This is a genomic window from Vibrio splendidus, from assembly GCF_003345295.1.
In the GTDB taxonomy this organism is placed as follows: Bacteria; Pseudomonadota; Gammaproteobacteria; order Enterobacterales; family Vibrionaceae; genus Vibrio; species Vibrio splendidus_K.
Genome location: NZ_CP031055.1, coordinates 1,127,927 through 1,144,658 on the forward strand (window position 1 = coordinate 1,127,927; position 16,732 = coordinate 1,144,658).

A 16,732-nucleotide genomic window follows, 5' to 3' on the forward strand; every position below is an offset into this window, starting at 1 on the left:
TGGAATGACTTAGCAATTATGAATACTTCAACTCAACTTAGCCCGCTGCGTAAAACGACCAAACACGAACAAGCAGAAGCCCTTGCCATTGAGCAAGCAAAGCACTTCGGTATCGATCCAAACAGTGATTACGGCGTCACGCTGATTGAACTGGCGACAACACTGTACAAAGCCAATACCAAGACTCACGACCTTTGGGCATTGACGGTTGACGGCCTCTCAGAACTCGATAAGAGTGACCGAATCGCTTGGTTTAACGCCAAACGCTTTTTGTCATTTCAGATCGCAAAGATCCTCGACAATCTGCAAAACCCAATGCGTGCCACTTACCAATCCATTGCCACTAATAATGGTAATTTTGCGTCTAAAGGTGCGTATCCTATCTTCGATAATGTCGCTGCTATATTCTCTGCAAGCCCTGTTATTACGCGCACCGCGACCTATTTATTTGCGTGTACAGAATGGATTGAAGATGCATTCAACGGTAAAGAGCCGCTGCACGATATTTACTCTCGTCTTCTCAATCCTACATCGATTTCACTGGCTAATCACATGGTTGATATTGAGGCAGGCTCTAGAGCCAACGAGTATCTCGCATGGAACTTTAACTCGGGGATGGCGGCTATTGATGGGTTGTTAAGCCACTTGCTCGGGCATGAAGACATTGTCTTGGCTTCACGCAATATCTACGGCGGTTCTTATCAGCTATTGGAAGATTGGTTTGGAAAACCTTCTAATCTGAATGTCGCGGTAGAGTGGGTCGATGGCTATTCAGGTGATGAGTTTGCGGCTCGTCTTGATGAGGTTGCCGATAAATACGCGGATCGCCTCGCCGCAGGTAAGAAAATCTACGTTTACCTAGAGTCACCGTGTAACCCGCATGGATACGTGTTAGATGTTGCTAGCATCAGCAAAGCTGGTCACGTTCGTGGTTGGGATGTGATTGTCGACTCTACAGTGGGTACACCATTACTGCATCCAGTACTAAAACGCGATGATGTGATGGAAAGACCCGATTATGTCATTCACTCCTACACCAAAGAGCTAGCAGGTTCAGGCACCACAACGGCTGGCGTAGTCATTGGTCGTAACGAGACCATGTTTGTGCCAAAAGGAGAAGAGGTCACCTGTAACAAACCTAACGGCGATGTGGCCACCATTCCATGGAACGAAACGCTGTTTTGGAATGTGTATTACATTAAGGGCGCATTCCTAGACGCAGACAAAGCGTTCGAAGTGCTCAATGGTATGAAAACCTATGAGATGCGCGTGGTGCAGAAAACCATTAATACTCTGACTCTCGCGAAGATCTTCGATGCTCACCCAGACATCAATGTGTCGTGCCCAGCTTTGCCAGATAGTGATAACTATGAACACTGCCAGAACAACATGTACTTGGGGTTACCTGCAGCGCTGTTTACCATAGACATGGAAGGCAACGGCGATCGGGCGCCAATCAATCGAGATGGGTTTAAACAGTTCTTCGACATGCTTGAGCCCGCAATCGGCATGCAAGTGAGTTTAGGGCAAACCAATACGGTGGCACTGTGCCCGGCACTGACTACGCATTCTGAACTCAGCGACGAGGCGCTCAATGAAGCAGGCATCAAACCGACCACAATGCGTATCTCTATCGGCTTGGAAGATCCTCGAATGTTCATTGCTCACATTATCGAGGCAGCCAAATTGTCAATCGACCGCAAACACGCAGACTTCTCATCGAGTTTCCCTAGTGGTAACAGTATCGATGAAATCTATATGCAAACCTATATGGATGTACATCAGAGGTTTGTGAAGAGCTTGCCGAAGTTCAGTCAGCTTACTCAGTAACTTAGGTCAGTAAGCTAAGCTGGCAATAAAGGTTAGCAAGAAAAGTCAGTGAAGTAGGGTAACTGTAACCGTTAGAGTGCAGTTATAATCACTAGATAGAAAAACTAAGGCCGCACGCGAGGCCTTAGTTTTAGAAAGCTCTCACTGTGTAGTTTCATCGAGTGCTATTTAATTGGTGCTTGGAAAGCGACTCTGTTGATGACTTATTACTGGGCGAATACTGAATAACAAAGAGCAAGAGCTCTAGAAAAGGAATGATTTTCGTAAAAAATAAAATTATTCGATTAAGATAGCGTTTAAGATCATATGGTTATGGTTTTTTTGGGTATTGTCATTCTACGTATTTTCAACATGAATGAATTATGAACGCTACTTTCATCCGCGATTAATACCACCTCCTGCATAGTACACCCATCAAAACAAACTATGACTCCTTAGAGGTTCTTATGAAAAACGTACTTATTGCTACTACACTGGTTCTGGCTTCAGGCTTAGCAACAGCAAACACTTTACCAGCAACGGGCGGATTTAGTGGCCCGACGGCTAGCGCTCCTGTTACGGTTGCTCAAGTCCTAGAAGCAAGAGATGATACCCAAGTTCAGGTGACGGGTAACATTGTGCACTCTTTGGGAGACGACGAGTACAAGTTTACTGATGGCAAAAACACAATTGTGATCGAAGTAGAGGATGAAGCTTGGGCTGGTTTGACGATTGCTCCAAATGACAAGATAACGATTGTTGGCAACGTTGAAAAAGATAGCTGGGAAGAGGCAACAATTGAAGTCGATAGAATTGCGATTGGTAGCTAAATCGAGTGAATGCAGTAGTAACTGAAGCGATAACTTAAACCTCAAAGGAGCTCATTGTGGCTCCTTTAAAGTTTTATAACTATGACAAATAGAGAGCATGTATTTACTTTGTGTTATTGCTCATAACTCATAACTCATAACTCATAGCTAAGTGCCATACCCGTCCAACATTAATTCAGTAAACAGTCTCCGTCTCTAATAAAGCTAGATTCTTAGGTAATAGACTGAATTTCGGCTGTACCAACCCATTTTTGTGTTTGGGACCAAATATAGCGGTGACTCATTTTGGGGAAAACGGTGAGAGCAGGAGCTAACTCACTGACGCAAAAAGTATCTGCTCCATTGGTTGTCAGCATGAAATGGCTCATGTTGAGATTACTCGGCAGAGAGACTCAAAAAACTGTCGTTAGAGAACGTTGTAACTCTCTCTGCTCACTCGTTTACTATTTAGGCTGGTGGCCAGTCTTCTTCGCAAGCTCTTGCATAGCCTCGGCAAACGTTGTTGTCCCGCCTTTAGCTTTAACCTGTACCACCTTATACCCCAGATTTTCCAGCGCTTGGCGCTCTGCTAAAACATCTTTATCATCTGGCTGACTGCCTTGTACTGGCTGATGAATGTAACACCCTTCGAGTTGACCATCTTCGACCAGTTGGTGGTGTTTTAGTGCATTGATATCAAAATTCATAGTAAGTCTTTTCGTTTAGAATGGAGAGTCTCTGTGGCAAGGCCGCGAGTATTTATAATTTGATTGTTTGTACAATACGGCATTTTAACCATAAGAAGCTAGTGTAAATACAGTAATCCAAAGGAATGTAGCTGGGTACGGTTTACTTCTTCAACCTCTTATTGATAGTCGGAAAGTGGAGTAACTGAATGCGAACGTTACAAGTGTTGCTGTATATTCAGCGATCAAGAATGATCTCCCCCTCGGTCGTTAATCTAAAGAGATCGTTGAACTTCATTTGAGGGAGAGTTATAGGGCGAGGTGTAGTGGTCTAATGATCAACTTGAATCTGAGTATTGGTCATCATTGCGATGAGACTGGCAATCCTTTTGCGCATCTCACGTCTATCAATAATCATGTCTAATGCGCCATGCTCTAATAGGAATTCGCTCTGCTGAAAATCTTCAGGTAACTTTTCTCGTACTGTTTGCTCAATTACACGACGCCCGGCAAAACCAATTCTCGCTTTGGGTTCACCGATATTGATATCACCTAACATCGCAATGCTTGCCGATACACCGCCAAAAGTTTGATCGGTCAATACGGAGATATAAGGGAGCTTTGCATCTGATAGTCGCATTAAAGCAGCACTTGTTTTTGCCATTTGCATTAAAGCCATGAGCGATTCTTGCATGCGCGCTCCACCACAAGCCGAAAAGCATACTAATCCACAGTTAGTCTCGATGGCTGCATTAACAGCATCAACAAAGCGAGCGCCCACAACGGCACCCATTGAGCCAGCCATAAAAGAAAATTCGAAAGCGCACGCTACAACAGGTAATCCTAAAAGCTCTCCCTTCAAGGCCACTAACGCATCCTTTTCTCCTGTGTTCTTTTGAGCAAGAGCCAAGCGTGCGGTGTAGCGTTTCTTATCCTTAAAGTTTAGTAAGTCTTTCGGTTCATGTTCACTGCCAATCTCAGTTCGCTCGCCGTTATCTAAAAAACTTTCTAAGCGACAGCGTGCGGACATCCTCATGTGGTGATCGCATTTTGGACACACCTCCAGATTTTCTTTAAGGGCTATCCGGTACAGAATCTGGTCGCAAGAGGGGCATTTTGTCCATACGCCTTCTGGAATATTCGCTTTACGCGTACTGATTATATTTTTCTTATCTAATAGCTTTTCTAACCAACTCATTGGAAACCTTATCCAGTTCACTTTTAATGATGAGCATTGTATAAGCCTGTTTCTGGTAATAAAGTGCCTAATACGGGCTTTATAATCCAATATGGTGGGATTATTGAAATGAGTGGGATTAATGGGAATGCTTGAGAAGATTGATCAACAATGGCTAAAAAGTTTTCACTGTGTCTATGAGAACAATAGCTTTAAGAGAGCTGCGGAGTTTCTGTGTTTGCCGACATCAAACGTCAGTCGTCATATCGCGTTGCTAGAAGAGCAGCTGGATGCTCGACTTTTTGATAGAACGACTCGCCGAATTTCTTCGACAGAAGCAGGGGACCACCTCTATCTACGAACTCAGCCATTGTTGGATAAACTCAATGATGCTCTTGAGGAGGTGACACAACACTCTCGTGAAGTCATAGGGCAACTCAATATTTTAATGCCAGACTCACCTGACTTGGCCCAAGCCGTCGTTTCGTTTTGTACTCAATATCCATCTATTTCATTATGTTGTGATACGAGTATCAGCCCTAAAGAGGACCCGCTTGACGGGTTTGACGTTATTTTGAGTTTTCATCGAGGGAAGCTAGAGGATAACAATTGGATAGCGAAAGAGATTAAGCGTTGGACTAGTGTTGTTGTGGCTTCACCCAAACTTCTTCATACATCTTCTAAGCCTTTTAAGATTACGGATTTGAAACATGTACCTTGCATTAGCAGCTTTACCGCGTTAAATGGTATGCCATGGGTATTTAAGAACGAAACAGGTCAGGTAATTACTCAAAGAGTAAAATCTGCATTTAAAGTGAATAGTGGACAACTCGCTAAAGCAGGTGCATTGGCTGGTTTGGGGCTTGCGATACTCCCTGCTGAATTTTGTCGCGATGAAATAGATACTGGCTCTTTGGAAGTTATAGAACTTGAATACAAACCTGAAGATTTGGTGCTGTACGCCTTTTATGCGTCGAGAAAGCACATAGCAAAAAAGGTTCCGATGTTCATAGAGCACTTACTACATCAAGCAAATCTAGACGGGCAAAAATAACAGAAAATGCGGAGGCTAGGGGCTCTTCCCTAGGTTAGAGATGTACTCACTATTTATGGATAAAACTAAGACCTCGAGTTTGCGAGGATTTTTGTTTTTCGGGTAGTGATAACAAACTTTTTGACATAAATGAGCTACAACTTCCTCTAAGTTGGCAATTCATAGATAACTAAAGGTATGGAAAGTCGCTTAATGTAGCGTCTAGTATTGATGGTGCAGATCACTGACAAGCATACGGACCTTCATGACAATATGCTTTTTCAAATATTTAAAATCATGCTCTCTAATGCCTATCAAAAAAAGCCCAAACAAAGGATTGGGCTCAATTCAATCATCATAAAACCATTGTCATGGTGGTTATATTCCGATTAATTTCCCCAGATTTGGCTTACAAACTCAGGATGGTCAATAAACGGATTACGATTCCCTTGGAAATCATGTACCGCCTTATTTCGGTCGATTTCTTTTTGGCTTACTGGATCTTCAGAATGCCAACGCTTTAGCATGGTAAGTAGCCAAGGTTCAAAAACGGTTGTATTGGTTCCATCCAGAACGGCGTCAGAGCTTGTAGAGTTCCCTTCCCAATTAGCGATTTCATTTTCATAGCGTGTTGCCATGTAGAAATATGCTCTTGCGAAATCACCTTTAAACTCATCAATTGGCTCAAACACCGTACCTACATAACCAAGAGAGTTCGCTGCACTGCCTAACTTAGAACCATTGCTTGATGTGTATGTCGCGCTACTCACCTCACCAAATGGCCAATTACTACGTTTCGAGTTAACGTAGCCGTCAGTGGCAAATAAATGGTGACCGTCAGAGTTCATTGGCTCGACTTTCCCACCAAACCAGCTTTTCGGGAATGAGTGCTCACGGTTGTAGCAATCACCTTCTTTGCTGTATTGACCACATTGATCGGCCACCTTAGTAAATTGGATTGAATCTGAGCCTGAAGGTTTCTCTGAATACATATCGAGAATCGACCCATCAGTGTCATAGTATGCGTCTAGGTCAGCCTCAGACACTAATGTCCAAATAGCGGTGTAACCCTGACTACTATGATTATCAATAATTTGATATAAGGCCGTTTTTAACGCAAAGCCCACTTTGCCTTCAGCGTCTTTGTAATACTCACCTAACACTGGTGGTTCAGTTGGTGGTGTAGTAGTTGAGCCACCAATCGTAAATTCTGTACTCTGACTTGCTTGGAAATCACCACCAGATGCCACAACGGTTCCGTTTACCGACAAACTGTATGAACCATTCCCCACACTGCAGCACATTCCATCTCCATAAGAGTCTGAGACTTCTAGGGTGTAGCTACCATCCGCTAAACACATTTCCACTTCATTGTTGGTGTTACTTTGATAGTCTGAACCAGAATAAAGAGTTTGAGAAACTGAGTTTTTGAGAGACCAACTGGTTTCAGAACCATAGTTATCCGTCACTAGCGTGAGTGCGGCACTTGTGTCATTGCAGCTTTGTGTTGGTGGAGTCTCCGTAGGCTGAAAGTTATCTAAATACACCACTTCCGAACCATCAAAACCTGCATCATCATAAAATCGTATGCCCACAACGATATCTTTAGTGCTGGTAGCGCTGTACGAGTGAGTTAATGCTTGCCACTGATTCGTTAAACTATTATTCGAGTAGCCTAAATAGCCATCAACAAAAAGGCGAGCTTTCACGTTACCTTCAGTGTGATAAACATCGACAGAGAAATCATAAGTTTTCCCTTGTTCAACACTTATCGTTTGAAGTAAATCGGTATTACTTTGAGTACTTGTATTCACTGTTACTTGTGCAGAGAAACTGCCGTTATTTACAGGGTCGGTAGAGAGGGAAAGTGCAATGCCGGAGTCAATCACACTCCATCCAGATGGTACGTTTCCTTCCCAGTTTTCGAAACTTCCATTTTGCATTTGCGCATACGCACTCGCTGAACAAAGTAATGCAACGCCACTTAGTGTTATTATTCTATTTATCATATAACCTTCTGTTTAATCGGATAAAAACCAACTAAGCTTAGAAAGTAATCAAAAGATGAATGGAGATTCGCATCACATTTATAAATGTAAGCATTGTCACTTTTATTAATATATGTGATGTAAAGCAATGTGGTATCGATCTGTCAAATGCTTTCGCGCGCTAGATTATTGAAAAAGGTTCATCTCGGCTTTCAAGGGAAATCCGCGATGAATCAAAAATAAGCACTTATCCACAAGCCCTGCCTACAGTAAATGTAACCTCTACTAGAGTTCGATCCCGTCCTTGCCTAACCAACTGAAAATTATACATATAATTCAGTTTGGTTCTAATTTCTAGTTGAAAACCGTGCAAGCACATGTTGCTTCCGATTCAAGGCACGTTATCAATCAAAAAATTCCTTTTAGTTTTCTATTATTCAATGGCTTAGAAATAGTTGAACAACATATTCGTGCGTAAGTGTGATTAAAGGTTAGTCTGTTGTGGATTAAAACATTTAGCTACATTGTTGGAACTCTAGACATCAGGAAAAGTAAGGCAAGTTGCAGGGTTTGAAACTGAGTTCAATCCCTCTCAGGCTCACTTTGGGGGCATAAGTGAGCTAGTCAATTCTCGAACTTAGTCAATGAAAATTACTTTTTAATATGGATAGACACTTAGATCGTGTATTGATATTGAAGATCAGTTTCATCTGAATCAGATGAAACTGACAGTGCCTTTGAGCGTTTCTACGCAATTGTAGGATTATTGTATCCAGAGCATTAGCCTGTCGCGCATTTCTCAATATTTACGACAGGCCCACTTTACTGCTGTGAATAGTTTATCAATGTCTCTCTGTAGAGTGAGAGTAAAGTATCGCTATCTACTTGAACGCCGACTTGTTGTGCAGGAAATAAACCCCATTCATCATTCATATAGTTACGTTGATCAGCTTTCTGAATGGTCATCCCTTCCGCTGGCCCATCTGTGACAACCCTGACCGGGCCATTACGACTTGTAAAAAGAGACGGTTGGATAACATAAGCAATGGCTGATGGGTCATGAACATGACAACCATTCATTCCTACTTTGTCAGAATAAAACTTTAAGTAGTAACGGCTAATGTCCCAGATGAACTGCCCAACTTCTCCAGCGTCATCTCGCAACTCATCAAGGTATTGACTGGTAAAAAAACTCTCCTCTGTAACATCGAGCCCGATAATGACTACTGGCCATGATGCCGTAAACACCTTATCGGCAGCATGAGGGTCATCATGAATATTCGCTTCGGCAAATGGTGTTACATTTCCTCTGTGGCCGTTTTCACCGAATGCACCACCCATAACGACCACTTCTTTTACCAAGTCGACGATGTCAGGAGCAGCTTCCAGTGCAAGTGCAAGATTAGTCAGAGGACCGACAGCCACAAGAGTGATCTCTCTAGGTTCAGCTCGAACACTGTCGATAATGAACTGATAAGCTGGCTTTTTAATCGCTTCATAATCTAGCGAACTTGGTGCCGTCACATCACCCAACCCCGTTTCACCATGCACAACAACCGTTGCTCCAACCGGATCTCTTAATAAGGGCTTATCCGAACCTTTTGCAACGAGTGCCTTCATACCGAATTTTTGCTTCAGATAGAGAGCATTTTGAGTGCCATTGTCTATCGTCGCATTTCCATAAACGGTCGTGATCCCCATTAGCTCAATATCTGGATGTGCTTCTGCAAATAGGATTGCCATTGCATCATCGATGCCCGGATCTGTATCTAGGATGATTTTCTTTGTCATATCAGCTTCTAATTAAACAGTTGAGAGGAGTAGACGATACCTAGAAAAAACACTGATGAACGTGACTTGAATCTCATGATGAGAGCAATTTAACTTAAACTCTCAAGGTTTGAATTGCTCGTATGAATATTGTACTCCGGTCATTTTGTTTCCGCCTTTTCTAAGGTATTAGTACCTTTAAAATATTGGAAAAATTCACCATGCCACTACAAGTTATTCGACAGTGATGGACCACCAGTAGAATAGAATGTTCGATACTAAAGAAAGTTATCACGATGTATGTGGTGAATTTAGTAATGGCTCGTAAATCAGTTGCTTACGGTGGGGTTTCTATTTTTAAGATTCCAAGATCAAAAGCGAAGTAGGTCTTGATTTGGAATGGATGCCATCTACAAATAATGATGTTGTAAACGTTATAAATTCTCTAAACGAATTGGTTTTGCACGGTCACTTAAGGCAATTAGGTCGATGTGGTCGTTATGACCATATATATTCAATAACTGAAAAAGAACGTAAGTATTGGAATGAGTTAAATAACAAGTTTTAGATACTCTTCTTTTTCCTAAAGGTGTGCCAAACACTTCGCTCCAAAAATACAGATCAAAATCTGAGTGGCTATTGGTGTTTAAGATCTTTGGTATTTAAGTCCTTTGATAGTTAAGCCCTGATTTAGCCTTCTAGATTACGTCTAACTAAATCGTGCATTTGTTTTACTGTCATCAGTGCTAACCAGATGATTTCTTCTACCGAGCGTTGACCCGTTGTAGAGGTTGGGTGGTCGGCATCGGTTTTATTGGTTAGTGCGGGCAGTTCATAGACGCGATTATCACGAATGGTATTGATTAACGCGTCCATCGCATCATGAATCAAGCTTTCGACTTGTTGTGAACCTTGGTATTGCGTGCCTTTCCTGACCAGCGGAATCAGCAAGCAGAGATAATGGCTCAACAATCGATAGTGACTCAGCATATCTTCATAATAGTGAGGATCGGCACGAGTGTGTTTTGGCTCTTGCTGCATCTCATTGTAAATCAGCTCAAGGTCGCTTTCGGCGGTTAGCATAGCGGCACGTTGCTTGGTTAGCGCAATATGGTCATGTTGTTCGGTGCCAATTTGCAGCTGTTCGTAGCAATACACAAATAAGCTTTTTGAACTATTAAGCGCTTTTAACGCTTGAGTGTGGATCTCTTTGCCTCGCCATTGCGGCCATAACAAGCTGTATCCGAGCAGGACAATCGCGCCCCCGACTATGTTGTCGATCAAACGTGGTGCTGCAAAATCGAGCCCTTGATGCGCCATGGTCTGATACACCAAAATCAATAGCGCTGTAATGCAACCAATGGCTAGCGAGTAATGGCGCATGATATTAAGCATTGCGACAGGCAAGAGGATAACGATAAGCGTATACATCGCGGTCGTTGGTACGCCAATGTGAATTAAAGAGGTCGCGAACAGCACACCAAGCGCTGTACCTAAACAGCGTTGCCACGTTTTACTGCGTGTCGCCAAGAAGCTTGGCTGAATCACCATTAACATCGAAATCAGAACCCAATCAGGGCGAATCAATTCAAAGTATTCCGCAATTCCAGCACCAAGTGCGAACATCAAACCGACACGGGTAACATGACGCCAAATCGGATTGCCTCGGCTTGGTAGGCGAAAAGACAACTCGAACGGCTGCACTTCAAAAGAACGTTCATAAGCGGGTTCATTAAGCTCAATACGACGGGAAATGTGCTTCACTGCGTATGCCCAATAACGAAAGCGGGGTTGGTCTTCGAGCTTGACCGCTTCAATCAAGTCATTAGCTTCTTGCTCTAATGAGCTTAAGTGCTTCACCTCTTCGTTTGTGTTGTGTAGAAGCTGTTTGGCTTTGTGTCTTAGTCTTTGCTGACAATGTTGGCTCCAAACCAATAGCAAGTCTCGTTTGTGTTTGCTGGACTGAAATTGGTTCAATAGATCGGGATTCGTTGTGTGGCTGCTGAGTATCACTTCAAACGTATCAAGAGCGAGGAACAAGGCTTGTCGAAGCGAGTTAGCATCTTCTTGTTTAGATCGAAAAGATTCAGATTGAAGAGCCTGTTGGAACAACTCGATGAGTTGGTATTTGATGCGTCTTTTCGGTGCATCACTTTCGCTACCTAACAAGAATGCTTGTCGATATTGGATGTAGTCTGCCAAGGCTTCGTAAATCGCGGACAGACACACGCGCAGTGCATAGTGCTTCCATAACGCAAACCAAAGCCAGCTAAACAGTGCAAAAGTAAGAGGCCCGAGTACCAACATAGGGTACAAGTTTAGCGCTGTGTTGGAATTGTGAAGTGAGAGAGTGACGACTGCTATCAATAGGCTCGACATGCCTAGCCGTGCCCAAAAAGGACCATTGACCGCAGCACTGGCAAGCAAAGCACCCATAGCACCATAAGTCATCCATAAAGGCAGTCCGCTTTTCAGCAGAGCGTAACTGATGGCCAGAGTCATGCCCCAAGCGGTTGCGGTAATCGCAAAACGTGTCCACCGCCTTGGCCCTGCTGCATCGAGGCCACTAATCAGGGCGGCTGGCATAGTCATGAGAGCGGTCATGGCGATAGTGGTTTGATTCGACAACACCCCTAAACCGAGAAACAGCACAATGGCACTGGTGGCGCGAAGCCCAAGGTTAATGGAAGGGGAGTACCAGACTTTACGCAAAATGGCAGGAGAAAACGTCATAGACCCTCGTTATTTGTTTGATCTTAATGAGTGTAACGCCAAACCTCTTCGCGTGCTGTCTTCAATCACAGATTGATAAATTGAATCGCTGCAAGCCTCTTCTATTGGCATAGAACGCTATATAGCTTGGTTTATTCGAAAGCGAATCCACAAAGTTTAAGACAGCAAGATTCAAGATAGAGGGTTCAAAAATAGACAGCTTGGTAGTCGATGGAATCAGGAGAGAACGAAATTCGACTTAATCCTATCTTGTCGCTGCGATTGTATTCATTGATCGAGTGGTCAAAGCCATAGGCTGTCGAAGGGGCCATATATTGAGTTATGCCTTGTTGTGCCGCCGTTATTCCATCATGGCCATGACCGCAGATCACGTCACGAACGCGATATTTCCGAAGCACGTTCATCACATCAGCATCGTTCTCTAGACAGATAGCTTTCATCCAATCAGCACCGACTGGAATGACAGGGTGGTGAACAACCACTATAGGATCATTGGCCTTTCTTAATTGTCGTTTTAGCTGAACCATGCCGCGGTTATCAATGCGCCCTGAACCAAGTGGGTGACGCGTATCCAACGGCTTGAAGCTAGAGTCCAGAAATACAAACTCTCGTTTACAGACAGTGGCTTTATTGGTGACGAAAATCGTCGATCCTTTTAGCTCTTTGCGCATTAAGCAAGAGTCGTCATGGTTGCCAGCAATCGCGTAAATAGATTGTTCGTTAATGTGTTCTCTAATGAACGCTTCTAATCGAATGTAGTCGCCAGATTTTGGATTACAACAAATATCACCAGTTAGAAAAATGGTCTTGCATGCTGTGTCTTTGCTGACGTATTCCAGGGCTCTCCGCAGGTTTTCATAGCTGGATTCATCTGAAAGATGACAATCACTGATTTGGTAAATGGTGTTCATTGCTGTTGTCCGGTTGTGCCATACGCATTATCAAAGGTGATAGAAAAATGCCTGCCAAATTGGCAGGCATTTATTGATGCTAATTTGCTTTAGGTGCTTTAGGTGCTTTAGGTGCTTTAGGTGCTTTAGAAGCTTCGTGTTGCTCGACCAAGAACGCAATGGCTTCATCGTTTAAACAAGACTTACTGACGTATTGGCGCTGTTTTCCAATATGAAGGATAAAACCTAAATCGGTTTGTTGCAGCTGGGAGATGTCAGTCCAAGCGATAGTATTGGTGTTTTTAGCGTTTTTATAACTTACGCCGTTAACGTCCCCCTGAAATACTACTTTGCTGCCAGCACCTGAGCTGATTTTTTGTCGCCATATCCACCAGGTTCTCTTGCAGTAAACGCTGAACGCTTCAATCACACTTAATACAATAAAGAACCAGCCAACGTAACCGTTAGGTAGTAGCTCAAACTCTAATAAAACCACACCAAAAATAAGAAACAGTATTCCTTTTAAATAGGCTTTTGGAAATTGAGTCGGAAGGCTAGTTTGATCATAACACTCTGTGAAAAACGTCTTGTCGAGGATGTACTCTGTGGTGAAACCGGGATCTTTAGACATGTCTGGCTACTTTAATGTTTTCTGTGAATGAGATTTCTATAAAGGGGCTGCTGCGCTGCAATCTCGCAATTCCAGCATTGTATCGCTTGTCGGTACTTTTCTTTAACGGTTTTGATGCTCTTTTGTAAATCAATAATACCGACGGGGTTTGCTCTCGGCATAGCTCACTTGTTTACCTGAATTTATATTAAAAATTGATATTAAATGATGGCTAAAACTAAGGCCTCGCGTTTGCGAGGCCTTGATGTGTGAGGAACGGGTGAAAAGGACCTCCGATTTATGGCTACGTATTAAAGCTCTACATGGTGAAAACAGGTGACATACCACTCTCTTGTCCGTTCATTAGTAGTAGGCCAATCAATACAAGTAGAACGCCACCAAAGAGTTGTAAGTAATGACCTGCGACTTTCAATGAAGCGTTATTGTTCTGGTTACCCGCTGCCAAATAGCGCTTCACTAGATGTTTGCCTGTTAGCGTCATCATTGCAATTAATGAGGTTGTTAATGCTGTGCCTACTGCCATTGCAAAGGCACTCAGTACGCCCATCCAATATAGGCCAACCATATTGGCGAAAAGCAGAACCATGATTGCTCCGGTGCAGGGTCTGATGCCAATCGTCACGATGATTCCCGCGTACTCTCGAAATGTTGAAGCTTTATTGATGGCTTCTGGATCAGCGACGTGTTGGTGGCCGCATCCACAGTCGGTATGAGAATGATCTGCATGAGTGTGGTCAACGGCTTGTAATGCGTTAGTCGGGTTCAACATAGCTGAACCAACAGATACAGATGAGCGAAGCGCTATTGGCGATTGGACTGTGCCTGGTGGACGAGCGGCCATTGTTGAAGGTGCATCGGCTGCTAATGTGGTGATGGCTTTCACTTTCAACTTTGGCTTACACATTGTGGTGTATATGTTTTTTAAAGCCTTCCAGCAGATCAAAGTACCTACCACGGCCACCAACGCAAAGCTTAATGAAACAAACATATTCGCTTTGTCATTCACCACTCGCATTGAAGCACTAAATCCCCATAGCAACACGCTTACTAATAAGATTGCGACCAGTGCTTGTAAAAACGCAGACACAATCGTCAGCACTAAACTGGCTTTCGCCTTAGTCGGGTGAGTCGCTAAATAAGTAGACACGATAACCTTGCCGTGTCCTGGGCCTAAAGAGTGAAGCATACCGTAGACGAAGCTGAATCCGATGAGGTAGCTGCCTGCGCCCCAAGGGTTAGACTTAGCTTCATAGAGTAGGTCGGCTAGCTCTGAGTTAACTTCTCTTTGCCATTGGATGCTAGAGATAACCAATGAAGGCCACATAGACCATAATTGATATGCGCCGACAGCAACCAGTAATAAAGCGCCGAGACCAATGAGGTAATAGTTTGTTTTGAAATGATTTTTCTGCATTTAACAAGAACCTGTATCAGAGACCTTTCTCATTGAGTGAGAGGTTAAATGAGTTTGAGTTAAGACGTTTACTGACTGAAACGAGCCGCAATGATTAAGACGCTGGAACCGCAGCACAATGAAGCTCAACCGATTGAGTAAACAGTTGGCCTAACGTGTTATCTGGGTCAGCATCGGCTGGTAAAGACATCGCATAACTCATCTGTTCTGGCGTTGGGTTGGGCTCGATTAATTCCAACTGACATTGTCTCGCTAGTTCAGGTGACAAGGTCACGTCGCTATTCGATAGCCACGACATGTCGACGAAGTAACTAGGGTCAAAAATGAGTACGCGGAGCGAGTCTCGTGTCACGGGTTTAGGCTTAGAAAGTGGTAGGTCAAATGTTAGAACCATTTTGGCTTTGTCACGCTCAAACTTGGCGTGTTCAGCAACTTGATATTTGATGGGCTCTTCACCATCATAAAAGTACGTGAAGTAGTGCTCATACTTCATGTTTTCAATAACAGACGCAGCGAGCTTTTTGAATGTTTCAGCTTCTGTATCGGCAGAGACATTTTCGCCATCCAACATGTACATGGATGTCATTGCATCAAAAGACCACTCCATAGAGAGACCGGTGATCATGCCATTCTCTCCCTCAATATGGGTTTTCATCTCTATCCAAGAGTGAGGGTGGGCATATAGATTTGGCGCAAAACACAGTAATACTAGGCCAAAAGGCAAACCCTTTAGAGAACGACAGCATGTCGAGAAACGGCTTACATAGCGAGAGAAGAAGCGATTGATTACATCGATTAGATTGAATAGCTGTTTCATGAGAACGAATGGTTATTAAGTGTAATGTTATAATATAACAATTGAGTGGGTTGTTCACATCAAATTTGTGTCATGTTTTGCCTGTTTACGTTTCTATTATCGGTTTCAATTCGGAGTTGCTTTTATTCGCAACTGCTTTAATTTGCAGCAATGCCCCGCAAGTGCGAGGCATTTTTTGATTGGGCATGGAGGGTACTAAGCCGCTTTTCTAGATCAGTCAGTGTTTGTTGGTAAACGGACTTTTAGAAGAACTTCTTAATCGCTTTTTCAGCACAAGCGACATCTAAATGGCCACCCGGAGCGCCACCCACACCAATCGCGCCAATCATGGCATTGTTCAGTTGTACCGGAACACCACCCGCTAGGAACAACAAGTTGTCGTCCATATTCTGCAAGGGTTGCATGATAGGTTTGTCGGCGATGAGTTTCATCAGGTTACCTGATGGCTGCTTCATGCTTGCCACTGTGAACGCTTTTTTGCGTGAGCTATCAAGAGTGTGGATGCCAGCGCCATCAGAACGTAGTTGAGCAATCACATTGCCCGACAAGTCGACAACAGTCGCAGAAACCTTGTAGCCATCGGCTTCGCATTGATTAACGGCTTCATGGGCAAGCTTGAAGGCCGCTTCTGATGAGATTTGAGTGAAAGAGACCGTTTGTGTTTCTGCTGCCATTGCATTGTGAGAAAGGCTAAGGAAACCAAGGGTTGCTGCTAGTACTGTTAGTTTTGTCGTTTTCATGTTTACTCCGTTAAAGCATCTGTTTTCAAAAAGCATCTGTTTTCAAAAAATATTCGTTTTCAAATTCCGAATTCTATTTTTTGTTTGTTTAGAAAGGGTGTTTTTAATCAACAGGTTCATACTAACGAATGCATGATTACGACTGGCTTTCTTGAACATTACAAAGTTGCAATGTTGGTTATATTCGAGAAAGGATATTGATAGAGTGTATTCAGACCACGGCAAATAAATAAAC

Annotated in this window: 13 protein-coding genes; 3 read left to right on the forward strand and 10 right to left on the reverse strand. The window is 43.3% G+C overall.

Features of this window, described 5'->3' with window-relative positions:
• The first annotated feature begins 18 nt into the window (after positions 1-18).
• Both DUN60_RS04990 and DUN60_RS04995 read left to right on the forward strand, forming a co-directional pair.
• The gene (locus tag DUN60_RS04990) at positions 19-1,830 is read left to right on the forward strand and encodes a PLP-dependent transferase (protein ID WP_114633337.1); all 1,812 of its coding nucleotides are present in this window, start codon (positions 19-21) and stop codon (positions 1,828-1,830) included.
• 446 nt (positions 1,831-2,276) lie between these two features.
• A complete protein-coding gene (locus DUN60_RS04995; RefSeq protein WP_114633338.1) occupies positions 2,277-2,639 on the forward strand; it encodes a NirD/YgiW/YdeI family stress tolerance protein in 363 nt (120 codons plus the stop codon).
• A 443-nt stretch (positions 2,640-3,082) separates the two neighbouring features.
• Here DUN60_RS04995 and DUN60_RS05000 read toward each other — a convergent pair whose 3' ends face one another.
• The gene (locus DUN60_RS05000; RefSeq protein WP_114633339.1) at positions 3,083-3,325 is read right to left on the reverse strand and encodes a hypothetical protein; all 243 of its coding nucleotides are present in this window, start codon (positions 3,323-3,325) and stop codon (positions 3,083-3,085) included.
• Positions 3,326-3,635: 310 nt separating this feature from the next.
• Positions 3,636-4,502: an acetyl-CoA carboxylase, carboxyltransferase subunit beta gene (gene accD / locus DUN60_RS05005; protein WP_114633340.1), complete on the reverse strand. Its 867-nt coding sequence runs from the start codon at positions 4,500-4,502 to the stop codon at positions 3,636-3,638.
• Between the two features lie 121 nt (positions 4,503-4,623).
• Between accD and DUN60_RS05010 the strand changes: the two genes are divergently transcribed.
• Entirely contained in the window at positions 4,624-5,535 is a 912-nt protein-coding gene (locus tag DUN60_RS05010) for a LysR family transcriptional regulator (protein ID WP_114633341.1), read from the forward strand.
• Positions 5,536-5,903: 368 nt separating this feature from the next.
• Here DUN60_RS05010 and DUN60_RS05015 read toward each other — a convergent pair whose 3' ends face one another.
• From DUN60_RS05015 to DUN60_RS05050, 8 genes are all read right to left on the reverse strand, one after another.
• Positions 5,904-7,523, reverse strand: coding sequence for an endonuclease (locus tag DUN60_RS05015; RefSeq protein WP_114633342.1), 1,620 nt, complete (start codon positions 7,521-7,523; stop codon positions 5,904-5,906).
• An 801-nt stretch (positions 7,524-8,324) separates the two neighbouring features.
• Entirely contained in the window at positions 8,325-9,293 is a 969-nt protein-coding gene (locus tag DUN60_RS05020) for a nucleoside hydrolase (RefSeq protein WP_114633343.1), read from the reverse strand.
• Positions 9,294-9,962: 669 nt separating this feature from the next.
• Positions 9,963-12,005, reverse strand: coding sequence for an FUSC family protein (locus DUN60_RS05025; protein WP_114633344.1), 2,043 nt, complete (start codon positions 12,003-12,005; stop codon positions 9,963-9,965).
• Between the two features lie 185 nt (positions 12,006-12,190).
• Positions 12,191-12,916 carry a metallophosphoesterase family protein gene (locus tag DUN60_RS05030; protein ID WP_114633345.1) on the reverse strand — a complete coding sequence of 242 codons (726 nt, stop codon included), beginning with the start codon at positions 12,914-12,916 and terminating at the stop codon, positions 12,191-12,193.
• A gap of 79 nt (positions 12,917-12,995) precedes the next feature.
• On the reverse strand, positions 12,996-13,526 hold the full coding sequence (locus tag DUN60_RS05035) for a YcxB family protein (protein WP_114633346.1): 531 nt from the start codon (positions 13,524-13,526) through the stop codon (positions 12,996-12,998).
• 298 nt (positions 13,527-13,824) lie between these two features.
• Positions 13,825-14,940 carry a nickel/cobalt transporter gene (locus DUN60_RS05040; RefSeq protein ID WP_114633347.1) on the reverse strand — a complete coding sequence of 372 codons (1,116 nt, stop codon included), beginning with the start codon at positions 14,938-14,940 and terminating at the stop codon, positions 13,825-13,827.
• A gap of 94 nt (positions 14,941-15,034) precedes the next feature.
• A complete protein-coding gene (locus DUN60_RS05045) occupies positions 15,035-15,757 on the reverse strand; it encodes a DUF1007 family protein (protein ID WP_029405013.1) in 723 nt (240 codons plus the stop codon).
• Between the two features lie 242 nt (positions 15,758-15,999).
• Entirely contained in the window at positions 16,000-16,497 is a 498-nt protein-coding gene (locus DUN60_RS05050) for a GlcG/HbpS family heme-binding protein (RefSeq protein WP_009846975.1), read from the reverse strand.
• Between the last annotated feature and the right edge of the window lie 235 nt (positions 16,498-16,732).

Bases quoted from the DNA above. Each gene is read 5' to 3' on its own strand.
- DUN60_RS05010 (WP_114633341.1), top strand. From the start codon at position 4,624: ATGGGAATGCTTGAGAAGATTGATCAACAATGGCTAAAAAGTTTTCAC.
- DUN60_RS05035 (WP_114633346.1), bottom strand. From the start codon at position 13,526: ATGTCTAAAGATCCCGGTTTCACCACAGAGTACATCCTCGACAAGACG.
- DUN60_RS05030 (WP_114633345.1), bottom strand. From the start codon at position 12,916: ATGAACACCATTTACCAAATCAGTGATTGTCATCTTTCAGATGAATCC.
- DUN60_RS05040 (WP_114633347.1), bottom strand. From the start codon at position 14,940: ATGCAGAAAAATCATTTCAAAACAAACTATTACCTCATTGGTCTCGGC.
- DUN60_RS04990 (WP_114633337.1), top strand. From the start codon at position 19: ATGAATACTTCAACTCAACTTAGCCCGCTGCGTAAAACGACCAAACAC.
- DUN60_RS05050 (WP_009846975.1), bottom strand. From the start codon at position 16,497: ATGAAAACGACAAAACTAACAGTACTAGCAGCAACCCTTGGTTTCCTT.
- accD (WP_114633340.1), bottom strand. From the start codon at position 4,502: ATGAGTTGGTTAGAAAAGCTATTAGATAAGAAAAATATAATCAGTACG.
- DUN60_RS05015 (WP_114633342.1), bottom strand. From the start codon at position 7,523: ATGATAAATAGAATAATAACACTAAGTGGCGTTGCATTACTTTGTTCA.
- DUN60_RS05025 (WP_114633344.1), bottom strand. From the start codon at position 12,005: ATGACGTTTTCTCCTGCCATTTTGCGTAAAGTCTGGTACTCCCCTTCC.
- DUN60_RS05000 (WP_114633339.1), bottom strand. From the start codon at position 3,325: ATGAATTTTGATATCAATGCACTAAAACACCACCAACTGGTCGAAGAT.
- DUN60_RS04995 (WP_114633338.1), top strand. From the start codon at position 2,277: ATGAAAAACGTACTTATTGCTACTACACTGGTTCTGGCTTCAGGCTTA.
- DUN60_RS05045 (WP_029405013.1), bottom strand. From the start codon at position 15,757: ATGAAACAGCTATTCAATCTAATCGATGTAATCAATCGCTTCTTCTCT.
- DUN60_RS05020 (WP_114633343.1), bottom strand. From the start codon at position 9,293: ATGACAAAGAAAATCATCCTAGATACAGATCCGGGCATCGATGATGCA.